This is a genomic window from Phycisphaerae bacterium (assembly GCA_012729815.1).
GTDB lineage: Bacteria > Planctomycetota > Phycisphaerae > JAAYCJ01 > JAAYCJ01 > JAAYCJ01.
Genome location: JAAYCJ010000254.1, coordinates 1 through 14129 on the forward strand (window position 1 = coordinate 1; position 14129 = coordinate 14129).

The 14129-nt window shown below is 62.7% G+C and carries 11 protein-coding genes; 5 read left to right on the plus strand and 6 right to left on the minus strand.

Going from position 1 to position 14129, the window contains the following annotated elements:
- Nucleotides 1-235: 235 nt before the first annotated feature.
- The 4 genes from GXY33_16885 to GXY33_16900 form a co-directional block, all read right to left on the minus strand.
- Nucleotides 236-529, minus strand: a complete 294-nt coding sequence (locus GXY33_16885) for a flagellar biosynthesis anti-sigma factor FlgM (GenBank protein NLX06814.1) — start codon at nucleotides 527-529, stop codon at nucleotides 236-238.
- Nucleotides 530-927: 398 nt separating this feature from the next.
- A complete protein-coding gene (ribD, locus tag GXY33_16890) occupies nucleotides 928-2058 on the minus strand; it encodes a bifunctional diaminohydroxyphosphoribosylaminopyrimidine deaminase/5-amino-6-(5-phosphoribosylamino)uracil reductase RibD (GenBank protein ID NLX06815.1) in 1131 nt (376 codons plus the stop codon).
- Nucleotides 2033-2623, minus strand: coding sequence for a signal peptidase II (lspA, locus tag GXY33_16895; protein ID NLX06816.1), 591 nt, complete (start codon nucleotides 2621-2623; stop codon nucleotides 2033-2035). Before lspA ends, ribD begins: the two co-directional genes overlap by 26 nt.
- Before the next feature lie 76 nt (nucleotides 2624-2699).
- Entirely contained in the window at nucleotides 2700-3230 is a 531-nt protein-coding gene (locus tag GXY33_16900) for a hypothetical protein (protein NLX06817.1), read from the minus strand.
- Between the two features lie 640 nt (nucleotides 3231-3870).
- Here GXY33_16900 and GXY33_16905 point away from each other — a divergent pair.
- From GXY33_16905 to argS, 5 genes are all read left to right on the plus strand, one after another.
- A complete protein-coding gene (locus GXY33_16905) occupies nucleotides 3871-7206 on the plus strand; it encodes a hypothetical protein (protein NLX06818.1) in 3336 nt (1111 codons plus the stop codon).
- 62 nt (nucleotides 7207-7268) lie between these two features.
- The gene (locus tag GXY33_16910; GenBank protein ID NLX06819.1) at nucleotides 7269-8378 is read left to right on the plus strand and encodes a hypothetical protein; all 1110 of its coding nucleotides are present in this window, start codon (nucleotides 7269-7271) and stop codon (nucleotides 8376-8378) included.
- Nucleotides 8379-8691: 313 nt separating this feature from the next.
- Nucleotides 8692-8886, plus strand: coding sequence for a 30S ribosomal protein S21 (rpsU, locus tag GXY33_16915; GenBank protein ID NLX06820.1), 195 nt, complete (start codon nucleotides 8692-8694; stop codon nucleotides 8884-8886).
- A 106-nt stretch (nucleotides 8887-8992) separates the two neighbouring features.
- Entirely contained in the window at nucleotides 8993-9388 is a 396-nt protein-coding gene (gene rsfS, locus GXY33_16920) for a ribosome silencing factor (GenBank protein NLX06821.1), read from the plus strand.
- An 18-nt stretch (nucleotides 9389-9406) separates the two neighbouring features.
- Nucleotides 9407-11182: an arginine--tRNA ligase gene (gene argS / locus GXY33_16925; protein ID NLX06822.1), complete on the plus strand. Its 1776-nt coding sequence runs from the start codon at nucleotides 9407-9409 to the stop codon at nucleotides 11180-11182.
- Between the two features lie 15 nt (nucleotides 11183-11197).
- Here the strand turns inward: argS and GXY33_16930 are convergent, their stop codons facing one another.
- Nucleotides 11198-12061: a hypothetical protein gene (locus GXY33_16930; protein ID NLX06823.1), complete on the minus strand. Its 864-nt coding sequence runs from the start codon at nucleotides 12059-12061 to the stop codon at nucleotides 11198-11200.
- 24 nt (nucleotides 12062-12085) lie between these two features.
- Nucleotides 12086-13930: a family 20 glycosylhydrolase gene (locus tag GXY33_16935; protein NLX06824.1), complete on the minus strand. Its 1845-nt coding sequence runs from the start codon at nucleotides 13928-13930 to the stop codon at nucleotides 12086-12088.
- Between the last annotated feature and the right edge of the window lie 199 nt (nucleotides 13931-14129).

The window sequence follows — 14129 nt, forward strand, 5'->3', positions numbered from 1 at the left end:
CCCCCTTCGCGCCCTTCGCGACCTTCTGTTCAATCCCCGCATTTTGCATTCTGCCATTTGCTACTTTCATTCTTCATTGCCTTCTGTCCTCTCCGGCCTCCTCCACCTCTCCGCCCCTCTGCGGGAAAAGAACCCCTCGCCGCAGCCTCCCCGCGCGTAAAAACAAAGAAGGGCCGACTCGCATCGGCCCTTGTGGTAGGAAATCGGTATCGTTCAGGTCGCTCAAGTGAACGGACTACACAAACCCGTTGTTCAACTCCTCGATCAGCGAATCGAGCGCAGCGTCCCACTTCTGCTCCGTCTCGTACGTCCCAGCCGCGATCTCCTGGCGAACCGCAGCCACCTTCTCCGCCCGAGTCTCCGGCAGCGAATCGATCTTCGACCGCCACAGGGCGAGTTCCGAAATCTCGACCTGATCCTCACCATTGTCTTTGGGCGCAACCGGCTGCGATCCCGCCTTGTTCGGGCGAGCGCCCGAAACGCGGTCGGCCGGATAGCTGCTTCCTGTAGGCTGAATCTCATTGACCATAGTTCATAGCCCCTGATCTTTTGCGGCGAATTCCTGTTTCGGGGTCTGGCGTCCTGGCTTCTTCGGCTCGTGCCAACCAGCCTCCGGGACCTTTCCTTCACTCGGCCCGGATCAGCCGGTCGCTGATTGTCTCGTCATCGCACCGCTCGGTTTCACCTGCCTTGCAGGCCCGCTTAGCGGACCCGATCAGTGCTTCCAACACAGATATCGGCACGGGAATCCCAAACTCTTGAAAATTTACCCGATTCACGAATTCGCCGCTAACTCGTTCCATTCCAATACTTTACCGCCGCTTGATATGGATCGACGCGCAAAAACTGCACTTTTTCCTGAAATTCCCCCTAAAGCCCCGCCGACCATCGGACGATAATTACCCCTTTTAACATTTCGGCGACCCACTATCTTCTCCAGAGCACCAGCATCACGTCGTCCCCCACCCGCCGGACCGACTGCAAGGCGTATTCCCGCTCGAACTGATCCACCGTCTCGGGGCTCAGGCCCGATAACTGACGCGCCTCCGGGTCCATCGCCAGCGCCGAACTCACAAAAACCACCAGTTCATCCAACAACCCCCGCCTCAAAAAACCGGACATCAGCGTCGCACCCGCCTCCACCAGCACCCGCCCAGCCCCACGACGGCCCAATTCTCCGACCACCTCGTCAAGGTCCAGCCCATCCTCATCCGCGCCGACCCGCCAGACCTCGCAGCCGCCAGCCCGAAGCGCATCCTCCCGCTGCGGATCAACCTGCGGACCGGTCATCACCAACACCGGCACCTCCCGCGACGTCGCCACCAGCCGCGAATCGCAGCCAATCCGCGCCCGCGAGTCCAACACCACCCGAAGCGGCGGTCCCGCCGGACTGACCTTCGCCAGCCGCACCGTCAACTCCGGATCGTCCGAAGCCACCGTGCCCGATCCGGTCACGATCGCCCGAACACTCCACCGCAACGCGTGCACCACTTTCCGCGAAGCCGGGCTCGAGATCCACTGCGAATGCCCGTTGGCGCAGGCAAACTTGCCGTCCAGCGTCTGGGCCCACTTGCCGATCACCCACGGCCGGCCCGTCTCGTAAAACTTGTACCACCAGGCGTTCAACGCCCGCGCCTCAGCCTCCAGTAACCCGACCTCAACGCTCACGCCACCATCCTGGAGTTGCTTGATTCCCTTGCCGCCGACCCGATCGAACGGATCGGCTGCGGCAACCACCACACGGGCAATCCCCTCCCGCAGAATCGCCTCGGTGCACGGCCCGGTTTTGCCCCAATGGCAGCAGGGCTCGAGGGTTACGTAAAGAGTGGAACCGTGAAGGTCATTTCCAAGTCGGCGGGCGTCCTCGATGGCTTCGATCTCGGCGTGGGACTTCCCGAACTGCCGGTGCCACCCCTGCCCGATCGGCCCATCGGATTGCACCAACACCGCCCCCACCGCGGGGTTCGGCTCGACCCGCGTCAGCCCGCGACGGGCCAGCCGCAGGGCCGACGCCATAAACCGCCGATCGCTCTCAGTCCACCGATTTGGGCGGTCCATCGGTCGTCTCGCATCCCTTGGCCGTCCCGCAGGCGCAGCCGCCGCCGGTCTGCAATTCGATCCACCCGAACGTCCAGCCGACCAGCAGCGTGCCGATCCCCACCACCAGGGCGACGTCGGCAATGTTAAATATCCAAGGCCAGAGCGGAACGTCGTTCGAGATCGTCACCGCGATGTGAATGAAATCCCGGACCTTCTCGTAAAAAATCCGATCGTAGAGGTTGCCCAACGCCCCGCCCAGGCTCAGCGCCAGCAACACGTGCAGATACCGCTGACGCGGCCGGCTCTGGGCGAAAAGCTGAATGATGAAAACCGCCGCCGCCACCGTCGCCGCCATGAAAATCCAACGCAGGCCGGAACCCAACCCGAAAACCGCCCCCTCGTTGAGCACCGTGTGGAAGTTCAACAGCCCGGGCAGAACCTGAACCGTCTCGTTCAGCGGGATCAGCCGGAACGCCAGAAACTTGGTCCCCAGATCCACCGCCAGCGTCAGCCCCATCACCATCCAGAACCACCATTGGGCCGGCCGGTGGCGCCAAGCGTTCGAGGGCAGGGAAACAACCATCGTGTCCGACATCCTTGCTGGTCTCCGCGTTTTGGAAATCCATGCCCCCCGTTCTTGGCCGATCGGGCGGGGGCTGCTACTTGTTGTTCTTTTCGTTCATCCGGACGTATTCGATGCAGTATTTCGCCCACGGCTTGGCCCGCAGGCGGCTCTTGGTGATCCGCTTGCCGGTGGCCAGGCAGACCCCGTAGGTGCCCTGCTCGATCCGCGCCAGGGCCTCGTCAATCTCCTTGAGCAGCGTCTGGTCGTTCTCCATCAGTTCGAGGGTGAACTCCTGCTCGTAGTTGTCGGTCCCGATATCCGCCATGTGGATCGGCATGCTCGAAAGGTCGCCCGCGGCGTCCTTTCGCGAGCGGCGGAGGGCATCGTCCCGCAACGCGTCCACGTCGCCGGCCAACTGATGGCGTTTCTCGATCAGGATGTCCCGGAACTGATCGAGATCCGACGGGCTCAGGTGCTGGTTGTTGCGGCCGCCGGCGGCGCCGCCGCCATTGGTCGGCTCGTGGGCATGGAGTTCGGTCTCACCGGCGGGCGATGCGTCCGTAGACCCGGCCGGGGCGTCTTTGCGCGGGTCGGCTGAGGTCTTGCTCTTCTTCGAAGTGGGCATTCGATACTCCTATCGCTCGGTAGCGGTCCCTCCTCGGTTTCCAGGGGAAAGGCAGGCTCACCCCTGCAACTCTGAAGCTTCTTAGTGTATTTTGAAGAACGACCGTTGTCAAGCGTGCCACCGTCCGATATTTCGCCTGGTTAAGCGGCTAACCCGTAACGAGCCAAAGGGTTATGCACTATCGGGGATAAAACAATTTACTTTTATCATTTCCACTGATTCGACCATTGTTGGCGGCGACGATCCCGCCGGATTTGTATGATGATATGGTTGTATGACAAATTTTTACCCCGCGCTCTTCGGCGGGGCCGATCGCTCCGGGAGGCTTGGGCGCCGGGCGGCGCGGCGGGAGGATGCTTGTTGGCGGGGGCGATTGGGTCCGGAGGAGTGCGTGCCGGTTACGGCAGTTGATCGGCGGCGGCGTGAATGCTAGAATAAGATGGCGAGCATGAGCGGCAGGCCCTGCGCCGGCGGCGAGGAGTATCGTTCCAACCCTTTCGCCGCCCTGAGGTTACAGGAACAATTTGCTTGACAGTTGTTCCCTGGCGGCGGATAATCGCCCTTGACAGGCCCGCAATAATTAGCCACAGACGACAACGAGCTTGAGTAATCCGCTACGTCGTAATCGAGGACTGCACGAATGAGTAGCACGCGAGCGATCTCCACCCTCAGTTTTTCCTTCCTGTTGGCGAGTTTGACGTTTTGGCTTGGCGGATGCGGCAGCAACGTGCCGGACGTGGTCGAATCCGACGAGACGGGTTTTTTCCCGACGATCAACATCGACAACAGCGACCTGAAGGAGTACGACGACCTGGTGTATCTGGGGATTGGGGAGTCGTTTGATATCCGCTGGACGGTTTCGCAGGCCCCGGCGGGTTCGACGATTCACCTGTACCTGGATGAGGACGGATCGAGTTTTACCGATGAGGATCAGATCGAGATCACGCCCGAGGGCGGGGTGGACACAGCGGCCAGTCCGTTCGAGTTCGTTCCTTCGGTTGAGTCGTTCCAGCTCTATACGGGCCGGACGTATTTCGTCTACGCGGAGCTCTACGGTCCGCAAGGGTACGTGGCGTCGCAGACAATGACGAAGGGGCGGATTCGGATCGGGGAGGGCGGTTTGAAGATCACGGCTCCGGTGGCGGACACCACGATACCGATGGGTCAGGAGGTGACGGTCAGTTGGGAGACGACGGGGGACATCTGCAGCCGTCGGCTGGACAAGAAGAAGATCTTGCGGCTGTACATCGACGAGCTGCCGATGTACCGGCCGGAGCAGTCGATTCAGGTGACGGACGCGAACGGCATCAACATGTGCGAGGACGCGACGGAGTTTTCGTTCCAGTCGGACCGGTTCATGAAGGCGGAGACGTCGTACTACCTCATCGCGCGGATGTTTTTGGAGGGGAATTTTGAGGAGGAGTCGCGGGCGGTATCGGACGCGACGGTGACGGTGGCGGGGGTGCGGTTGAACGTATTGCGCCCGAGCGAGAACATCAGCAGCAATCTGCAGACGGTGTACGTGGCGTGGGAGCTGGTGAACATCGATCCGAGCGGTCGGCTGGTCAAGATTTTCGCGGTGCCGTTTGACCTGGAGGATCCCAACAGCGCGGGCAGTTCAGAGGCGATGGCGTTGGCGTCGGGTTTGCGGGCGTCGGCGGGGACGGCGATGGTGGACATGTCGAAGCTTCCGCCGGGGACTTACAAGGTCCGGATCCGGCTGTATGAGATCAACTCGGCCAGCGCGGAGGTCACACGGGGCAGCGGCGACTCGACGGGAACGGTGACGGTTCCGGACGGGTACGCTGGTCTTTACGACCTGACGGACATGTCGATGGCGGCGCAGAAGCAGTACTCGCCGATCGACGGGGCGGTGTTCAAGGGTTTCAACATCAACGACCAGGTGGGCTTTGAGGTGGCGGGGGTCGGCGACATCGACGGTGACGGCAGGAGCGAGATTCTACTGTTCGCCCGGTACGGACAGGAGTACACGGGTGGCGACGCCGGATCGGCGTACCTGATCTACGGGACCGATTCGTTCCCGTACACGTTCGAGTTGAACAGCGTCGCTTCGCCACTGGCCACCGAGCGGGAGTTGGAAGGAAGCGTCCTGCTGCTGCCGATGGAGAATCTGGCGGCGATGGCGGGCGATACGATCTTCGGAACCTACTATGCATTGAGTCTGCCCGACGTTTCGGGCGACAACCAGGGCGATATCATGCTCGGGTGTCCGGAGGCGGCCCCGCTGACCATCATGTGGATGAACGAGCACCCGACGCAGGGCCAGAAGGTCGAGCCTGACATGTACGGCCTGGAGTGGACGATACCGGCGGCCAGCGGAAGCCGGCATCCGATCCACGTGCATCCTCAGATGACCATCCGGGGGCAGTGCGGGCCAGATTTCAGACGCTTCAATCTGCAGTTCGGAGGAATCCCGAACGACATGTACTATCTGCCGGGCGACATCATCCATTGTGAGTGGCTCGCGCCGAATTTCTGCTTTAACGTGTGGGTCGAGCACGTACAGGAACGGCGAGGGGCAACTTATCTGCTGACGAGCCAGCGTCTGGCGGCGTATCGGAACGGGATCTACGACCTGAACAAGATCGGCAGTCCCGTGGAAGACGGGGTTTCTGACGCCCCGGGAGAGAATTTCGGCGGCACCTACATTGAGCACTACACAGGCAGCAGAGAACGGGCCGAAATGTTGACCGGCTTCGACTCCGAGGTACGATGGGGCACGAACGTCTCGCCGATCGGCGATCTGGACGGGGACGGCAACATCGAAATCATCTACACCTCGCCGCTGTACGACATGCTGGATCTGGCCGACCCGGACCGGCCGACGCGGAGTCAGGCGGGCGTAGGCGTGGTGTTGGGATCAGAACACCGCCACAGGAGTCTCCCGTTCCACGTTGGTACGATCGCTTGGATGAACCCTGAGTGGGTGTGGGCGCACGGAGAAGAGCTCAACGGCACACCGGTGGGCACCGACGGGAGCAAGACCGGCTGGAAGCTTGACATCATGGGCGCGGAGGCCGGCTCGCACGTGACCGGCGTTGCCGGATTGGGGGCGTTCGCTCAGACGGATTCGTTCGGGCAGCAGTACGTCAAGAACGACTTTAACGACGATCAGGTGCCGGACGTGGTGCTGGGCGCTCCCGGCGAGAACAACGGGGCGGGGAGCATTTACGTGCTGCCGCTGCGGCCGGTGTCGGGACGGCGGGTGTCGATCATCGACCTGGCCGATTTCAACATTGAGAAGCCCACGTACAGCGATCCGGATCTTGAGGTGCCGGTGCTGGGGATCAAGCTGAACGGGACGGTCGAGGGCGAGGCGTTGGGCGAGCGGGTCAAGCCGGCGGGCGATTTCGACGGCGACGGTTTGGCGGACGTGATGTGGTCGATCCCGTCGGCTGACGCTTCGGGACGGGTGAGCGCCGGGCGGGTGACGATCATGTTCGGCGTGGCCGGGGTGATCGGCGACTTTACGGTTGACGAGGTGTCCAGCCAGCTTGGGACACAGCTTCCGGGGTTGATTTTTGAGGGCCAGAATAACGGCGATCGGTTCGGGACTCGGATTTGCGCGGTGTACGACGTGAACGGCGACGGGCTGGACGATATTCTGGCGGCGGCTCCGTACGCGGACGGTCCGGGCCGCGACGACTGCGGGAAGATCTACCTGATTTACGGGAAGCGCAACATCGTCAAGACGGATACGACGACGGGCTTCAAGTACGTGGACTACGACGGCGACGGGCTGCCGGACGACTACTGGAACGTCCAGGAGATCGGGTTTGAGCTGCCCGGCGCGGTATTTGTCGGCGAGCACGCGGGCGACCGGCTTGAGGCGATCGCTCCGGCGGGCGACGTGAACGGCGACCTGATCGGCGACTTTTTGCTTGGCTCGCCTTATTCGGACATTTCGGACGTGCAGCAGAACGCGGGCAAGGCGTACCTGATCCTCGGGCGGTAGTCCGGGGCGGCTGCGAATTGACGACGGTTACGAGAGACAGACAGGAAAAAAAGGACAGGATCATGCCACGACGCTACGGTTGGTTGTTGGTTGTCGCGTTGATTGCCGGGCTGACCGGCGCGGGATGCCTGGAGTTGGTCGATCCCGGCGCGGTGGACGACCCGAACGGCGCGGTTCCGGACGACCAGGTCCTGGACAACGGCGAGACGAGCTACGTGGAGATTCTGGCTCCGACGGCGAGCCGGTCGATCGCGTTGGGCGAGGCGGTGGAGGTTCGGTGGCGTATCGCGCAGTTGCCGGCGAGCGCGACGGTGGACGTGGTGGCCCAGTCGGCGGGCGAAGCGGCGGCTGAGCAGGTGATTCTGGACGGCGCGGGCACCGACGTTCAGGGTTCGTTCGTGTTTGACACGTCGAGTCTGAAGATCGGCTACGACTATCGGATTCTGGTTCGGCTTTATTCGGGCGAGGCGGTGTTGGAGACGGCGACCAGCGACGCGGTGTTGTCGGTGGAGCCTCCGGCTTTGAGCGTGAGCACGCCCGATTTCGATCAGACGCTGATTCCGACGGACGTGGTGACCGTGGAGTGGGCAGGGAACTACCTGTCGGCGGGCGGGCGGTTGGAGCTGTTTCTGGACACGGATCTTTACTACGACAGCAACAACGAGATGGCGGTGACATCGGACCTGGTGACCAGCAGCGGGGCGGTTCAGAGCGGGAGCATCGCGTTGTCGGCGGCGGACCTGTGGGCTTCGCCGATCGTGCCGCGCGGGGTGTTCATGTACGTGGGGGTCCGGCTGCTGAAGGGGACGGAGCTGATGGCGGCGGCGTACGCGCCGGCGTCGGTTTTGCTGTATGACGGGGACGGTTTGGAGGTGCTCCAGCCGGCGAAGGACCTGACGGTGACGCCGGGGACGGACATTGCGGTGGTCTGGAGCAGCCGCGGGGTTCCGGTGGATTTGAGCGTTCGGATTCAGTTCGTCAACCAGAGCACGGGCGAGGAGACGATCGCGGCGGACGGCCTGGCGGTCGATCTGGGCAACGGGATCGCGTCGGGCGGGCCGTTGTCGGCTGGTTACGACTACAATATTATTCTGGAGCTGCTTCAGGGGGAGACGGTGCTGGCGACGCGGAAGGCTCCGGGCGTGGTGACGGTGGTGACGAGCCTCGATTGACCCGGCGGCGCGTGATGATGCCGTCGGAGAGAGAAAGGTGTGTTTTCGCGGGCGAAAACACAGCGTAGGGGTTGCGACACTGGTGGTCCATGGGAAGCGGCGGCGAGGAACGGTTTTTTGGTGCGTCGGGACGACGCACCCTACCAACTGCGGGCGGCGGCGTTGGTGGTTCATGGGAGGCGGCGGCGAGGGGCGGTATGTTGGTGCTGCCAGAATTTTGGTGAATTTGCGGGTAGCATGTTGTAGTCCTGGGGGTGGGCTGGTATAATTTTCGACTTGTCACCTTTTTTCGGTGGAAGGAGTTACGAGCTGAATGTTGAAGATCAAGGCCAGAATGAACGAGAGCGTTGATCAGATGCTCAAGCGGTTCAAGAAGATGTGCGAGAAGGAAGGGTTGACCAAGGAGATGAAGCGGGTGGCTTACTACGAGAAGCCGTCGGAGCGTCGTCGCCGCCGTCTCCGGAAGGCCCAGCGCAAAGAGATTCGCGAGCAGATGATGCGGAAGTAACTCCACGAGTCGCCCGCCGTTCATTTGCACTTATTATAAGTCACCATCAGTGCTTCACTGATTTGTTTATCAGTGAAGCTTGAGTTTTTATGGGGCTTTAGCGGTTTTGGGAGGGCCAGCCCTGGCGAAGCGTGATGCGACACGGGAGTTTGCGGTTCAGGCGGCGCGGACGTGCGGCGATGAGCGTTGCACGAATGTGATTGTGCTGGACTTGCGGGACCTGAGCGGGGTGGCGGACTATTTTGTGATCGCCACGGGGAGTTCGGACCGGCAGATTCGGACGGCGGCTGAGCAGGTGTTGGGTTTGGGGAAGGAGCAGGGGCGGCGGCCTTTGGGGGTGGACGGGGTTCAGTACAGCCATTGGGTTTTGATCGATTACGGGGACGTGGTGGTCCACGTGTTCGCGCCGGACTACCGCGAGATATACGACCTGGAGTTGTTGTGGGGCGACGCCCCGCGGGTCCGCTGGGAACGGCGGACGGCGAGCAAGCCGAGCGAGTGAGAATCTTCGAGTAGCGTCATGCCTTCGGCCCTTTTCGAGATCAGAGACCGTTTTGCCCGGGCGTTTGTGGAGGCCTTCGGGCCGGAGTTCGCGGATCGCGATCCGATCCTTCGTCCGGCGACGGACGCCCGATTTGGCGATTACCAGTGCAACGCGGCGATGAGTCTGGCCAAGGAGTTGAAGGCCAAGCCGCGGGAGGTGGCGGAGAAGATCATCAGCGTGCTCGATATTTCGGATATCTGCGAGGCGCCGGAGATCGCGGGGCCGGGGTTTATCAATTTGCGGTTGAGCCGCGGGTGGCTGGCCGGTCGGTTGGAGGGTGTGCTGGGCGATCCGCGGATGGGGCTGGAGCGTGCAAGTCGTCCGGCGCGGGTGGTGGTGGATTATTCGGGTCCGAATATCGCCAAGGAGATGCACGTCGGGCACCTGCGGAGCATGGTGATCGGGGACGCGATCGCGGCGGTGCTGGAGTTTCTGGGTCACGAGGTGATCCGGCAGAACCACCTGGGCGACTGGGGTACTCACATCGGGATGCTGCTGGCCCACATGTTCGAGACGTTCGACCGGTCGACGATCGAGTCGGGCGGGTTTCGGATCGCGGACCTGGATTCGTTCTATCGGGACGCGCAGGGGCGGTATTCGAGCGATGCGGATTTCGCGGCGAAGGCGCGTGCGACGCTGGTGGCGTTGCAGAGCGGGGACGAGTCGACGCTGCGGGCGTGGGAGGCGTGGCGCGGCGAGTCGATTCGACATTGCGAGCAGATCTACGAGCGGTTCGGCGTGCGTCTGTCGAGCGAGGACATCCGGGCGGAGAGCGACTATCGCGACGATCTGGCTGCGGTGGTGGATGAGCTGCTGAACGCCAGGAAGCTGGCGGTGGTGGATCAGGGGGCGGTGTGCATTTTCCTTGAGGGGTTCAAGACGAAGGAGGGCACTCCGCTTCCGGTGCTGATTCGCAAGAGCGACGGCGGGTATCTGTACGCGACGACGGATCTGGCGGCGATACGGTACCGGGTTCAGAAGCTGGCGGCGGAGCGGGTCATTTATCTGACGGACGCGCGGCAGACGCTTCACTTTCAGCAGATCTTTGCGGCGGTGGGCAAGGCGGGATGGGACGTGGTTCCGGAGACGGGCGAGCGGGCGCGGCTGGAGCACGTAACGTTCGGATCGGTGCTGGGCGAGGACGGCCGGCCGCTGAAGACTCGAAGCGGGGAGAACGTGAAGCTCAAGGATCTGCTGGAGGAGTCGATCGAGCACGCACAGGCGGTGGTGGACAGCAAGAATCCGGATCTGCCGAGCGAGAAGCGGCGGTACATCGCGGAGGCGGTGGGCGTGGGGGCGGTGAAGTACGCGGACCTTTCGCAGAACCGCAACAGCGACTACATTTTCAGTTTTGAGAAGATGCTGGCGTTGGACGGCAACACGGCTCCGTACATGATGTACGCGTACGCGCGGATCAAGTCGATCGAGCGGAAGGGTCAGGTGGAGGCGGGCGATCTGCCGACGGATGCGAGGATCGTGCTGGACGAGCCGGCGGAGGAGAATCTGGCGAAGAAGATCATCCAGTTCGGCGAGGTGGTGGGCGACGTGGACGAGAATCTGCGGCCGAATTTGATTACCAGCCATTTGTACGAGTTGAGCCAGGCGTTCAGCGTGTTTTACGAGAACTGTCCGGTTTTGAAGGCGGCGACGGCTGAGCGGCGGGTTTCGCGGTTGTGGTTGTGCGATCTGACGGCGCGGACGCTGAAGATCGGGTTGGACCTGTTGGGCATTCGCACGCTCGAACAGATGTGAGGGCCGGCGCTTCGGCTATCCGCAGACCTCTCCGGCCGTTTTGATCAGGTTCAGCAGTTCCTTTCGGTTTTTGCGGATGCAGGGGATCCAGCGGGTGAAGAGGAGGCCCTTTCCGCCGAGGCGGAGGATATCGCGTTTCCAGGCTTGGATGCGTTCGGCGGTTGGTCCCGGGGCGCCCCAGACGTCGAAGCCGTGGCCGACGAGGCGTTTGACGACGTTGGGGAGCGCGCGGTCGTAGCACCAGGGGACCTGGACGACGTCCTTGGGGAGTTGGCGTTCGGCGACGAGGCATTTTTCGGCGAACTGGTCCCACATGGAGTTTTCGAGGGCGGTGTCGTTCCAGACGACGGTGCGGAGTTTACGTTGTCGCAGGCCGGCGCGGAGGGTTTTGATGGCGCGGACGTAGTGGCGGTAGGAGCGGTGGTTTTCCTCGTCCATGCCGATATGGAAGAAGCGGGCGGGACGGCAGGCGTCGATGAGTTCGTCGATGAGTTCGAAGGCGACGCGCCAGTATTCGTCGTTGTCGTAGAGTTCGTTGTAGGGGCGGAACCAGAGGTTGTGGACGTGGAGGCCCTGTGAGAAGTTGAGTTTGGGGACGACGTCGATGTTCAGTTCGCGGGCGCGGTCGGCGAGGGCGCGGAGGTGGTCCATGGGTACGGTGTAGGGTCGGGCGAGTTCGGGGTGGGAGCGGTAGCGGACGCCGTCGGCGCAGTCGACGACGAGGAGATTGAGGCCGGCGTGGGCCATGGCTTCGACGACGTCGAGGGCGACGCGCAGGTCGAAGGGTTTTTCCCGCGTTTTGGTTTTCATCCAGTGCGGGTCGTAGTGGGTGACGTGGAGGAGAAAGCCTTTGACCGAGAGGGTTGCCTTGGGTTTCATGGGGGTGTCCTTACCGTGGCGGTGTCAGGCCAGCCATTTTTCGAAGATTCTGGTGCTTTCGTTGATTCCGCCGGGACGGTTGCGGGCGATCCACAGGCGGCGGTGCTCGCCGAGGATGACGCGGGCCTGGTCGGCGAGGTTTTCCTTGGTGTTCGACTCGGCGATTGTGCCGGTTCGGATGGCCAGAGCGGCATCGACGGCGAGGAGGAGGGCTCGGGCGGTGTTGGCGTATTCGTCGGCGATGAGTGGGCCGTCGTCGCGGTCCATTTGGGCGCGGTTGAGCGGCTGGGCGGTGGTGTGGATGAAGTCGCGGGTTTCGCGGAGTTTGTCTTCGGTGACTTCGGCGGGCAGTTCGAAGGAAGGACCGGTCCAGAGCAGATGGGTAAAGACGGTGTTGTTGCCGAGTTCCTTGCCGACGCGGCGGTAGGCGTTGCCGAGGTCATAGGCGAGGCGGCCCATCACGGCGGCGCGGTCGCGGAAGACGTGGGCGTCGAGGGCGCGGGGCAGGTCGATATTGGCGTTGCCGTCGAGGCTCCAGGAGAAGGCGGCGCCGGCTGCGTAGCCGAGGAAGCTGACGGGCAGGTATTGGTAGTGGCCGTTGTCGCCCCAGTCGGTGATCAGGTAGCCGAGTGCGCCGTGTTTGCGGCCCTGTTCGGCAGCGACGCGGAGGTTTTCGACGGCGTTGTCGGTGCGTCCGGCGATGCTGTTCCAGGACGAGGTGCCCGGACAGACGTGGAACGGGACGCCGGCTTCAGCGAATTTAGCGCACTGTTTGTCGAAGGGGTGGTTGGCTTCGTAGCCCCAGTCGAGGGCGACCATGTCCTTGGGCAGTTCGGGCACGAGTTCGGGATGTTCGAGGATGATATCGCCCCAGAACATCATGGTTCGGCCGTGGCGGCGGACGAGGTCGTGGATTTTGAGGAGGAAGTCGAGGTAGACGCGTCCTTTGCCGCGTTTTTCGCATTCGGTTTTGCTGCGGCCCTGGCCGAGGTCGAAGGTCTCGTCGCAGCCGACGTTGAAGTTTCGGCTGGTGAAGTGGGGCAGGAGGTCGGCGAAGAGGTCGTCGAGCAGTTCGAGGCTGCCGGGATGGCTGGGGTCGAGACTGAAGGGGCCTTCGATGCGTCCGCCCCAGGGCAGGTCGGCGCCGTCGGGGGCTTCGGCGAGGTGTTTGTATCGCGGCAGTTCGAGCCATCGGTGCATGTGGCCGAAGGAGTTCTGGTTGGGGACGAGTTCGACGAAGCGTTGTCGGCAGTAGGCGTCAAGGCGGAGGATGTCCTGACCGGTGATGGGGCTGGCCTGGGCCCAGACCTCGCGGTGGTTGCGGTAGGCGAAGGTGTGTTCGGTGTAGAGTTCGAGGTGGTTGATTTTGAGGGCGGCAAGGTCGTCGACGAGGGCGAAGAGGGATTCGAGAGTGGGGACTTTGGCGCGGGAGACGTCGAGCATGACGCCGCGGCTTGGGAAGTCGGGTTGGTCGTTTATAGTGCAGGCGGGCAAGGCGCCGGAGCATTGGCGGAGGATCTGGTTGAGGGTCATGACGCCGTAGAAGAGGCCGGCGGGGTCGGAAGCGGTGAGGTCGATTCGGTCGGCGGTGGTCGCGAGGGAGTAGCCTTGCGGGGCGATTTTGGCCTTTGGGTCGAGGGTCAGGACAGCCTGGACAAATTGGTCGGCGTCGGGCTGGCCGGAGCGGATGTCCCATTCGAGACGCTGGGTCTGGCGAATGGCGTTCTGGAGGGTTTCGGCGATCGGGAGAAGTTCGGCGGGATTGCCGCGGCAGATGATCCGGCTGTGGTTGTGGAGGGTCAGGCGGTCCGATGCGGGTTTGAGGGACCGCGGACGCGGCAGGAGGATGAGATCATCGGCTGAGGGCATTAGGACGGCTCCTTGGCTCCTGGTTTTGACGTAATGGACTTGTTGTCAGGGCGATGAGGATAAACGGCGGGAGCGGGAAAGACCAGCGTTTTCCCGGCGGCGCGAGGGCGACGGTCGTCGCTGGGCGTGGCAGCGAAAATTAAACTTTCAAGACCTGACCCCAAGGTTCAGGGGTGGAGGCGGAAGCGGCAGGCACGGA

What these genes read in the sequence shown, in the direction of transcription:
- GXY33_16935 (NLX06824.1), bottom strand. Translation starts at nt 13,930, where the DNA reads ATGCCCTCAGCCGATGATCTCATCCTCCTGCCGCGTCCGCGGTCCCTC.
- rpsU (NLX06820.1), top strand. Translation starts at nt 8,692, where the DNA reads ATGTTGAAGATCAAGGCCAGAATGAACGAGAGCGTTGATCAGATGCTC.
- GXY33_16900 (NLX06817.1), bottom strand. Translation starts at nt 3,230, where the DNA reads ATGCCCACTTCGAAGAAGAGCAAGACCTCAGCCGACCCGCGCAAAGAC.
- GXY33_16885 (NLX06814.1), bottom strand. Translation starts at nt 529, where the DNA reads ATGGTCAATGAGATTCAGCCTACAGGAAGCAGCTATCCGGCCGACCGC.
- GXY33_16910 (NLX06819.1), top strand. Translation starts at nt 7,269, where the DNA reads ATGCCACGACGCTACGGTTGGTTGTTGGTTGTCGCGTTGATTGCCGGG.
- GXY33_16905 (NLX06818.1), top strand. Translation starts at nt 3,871, where the DNA reads ATGAGTAGCACGCGAGCGATCTCCACCCTCAGTTTTTCCTTCCTGTTG.
- ribD (NLX06815.1), bottom strand. Translation starts at nt 2,058, where the DNA reads ATGGACCGCCCAAATCGGTGGACTGAGAGCGATCGGCGGTTTATGGCG.
- GXY33_16930 (NLX06823.1), bottom strand. Translation starts at nt 12,061, where the DNA reads ATGAAACCCAAGGCAACCCTCTCGGTCAAAGGCTTTCTCCTCCACGTC.
- argS (NLX06822.1), top strand. Translation starts at nt 9,407, where the DNA reads ATGCCTTCGGCCCTTTTCGAGATCAGAGACCGTTTTGCCCGGGCGTTT.
- lspA (NLX06816.1), bottom strand. Translation starts at nt 2,623, where the DNA reads ATGGTTGTTTCCCTGCCCTCGAACGCTTGGCGCCACCGGCCGGCCCAA.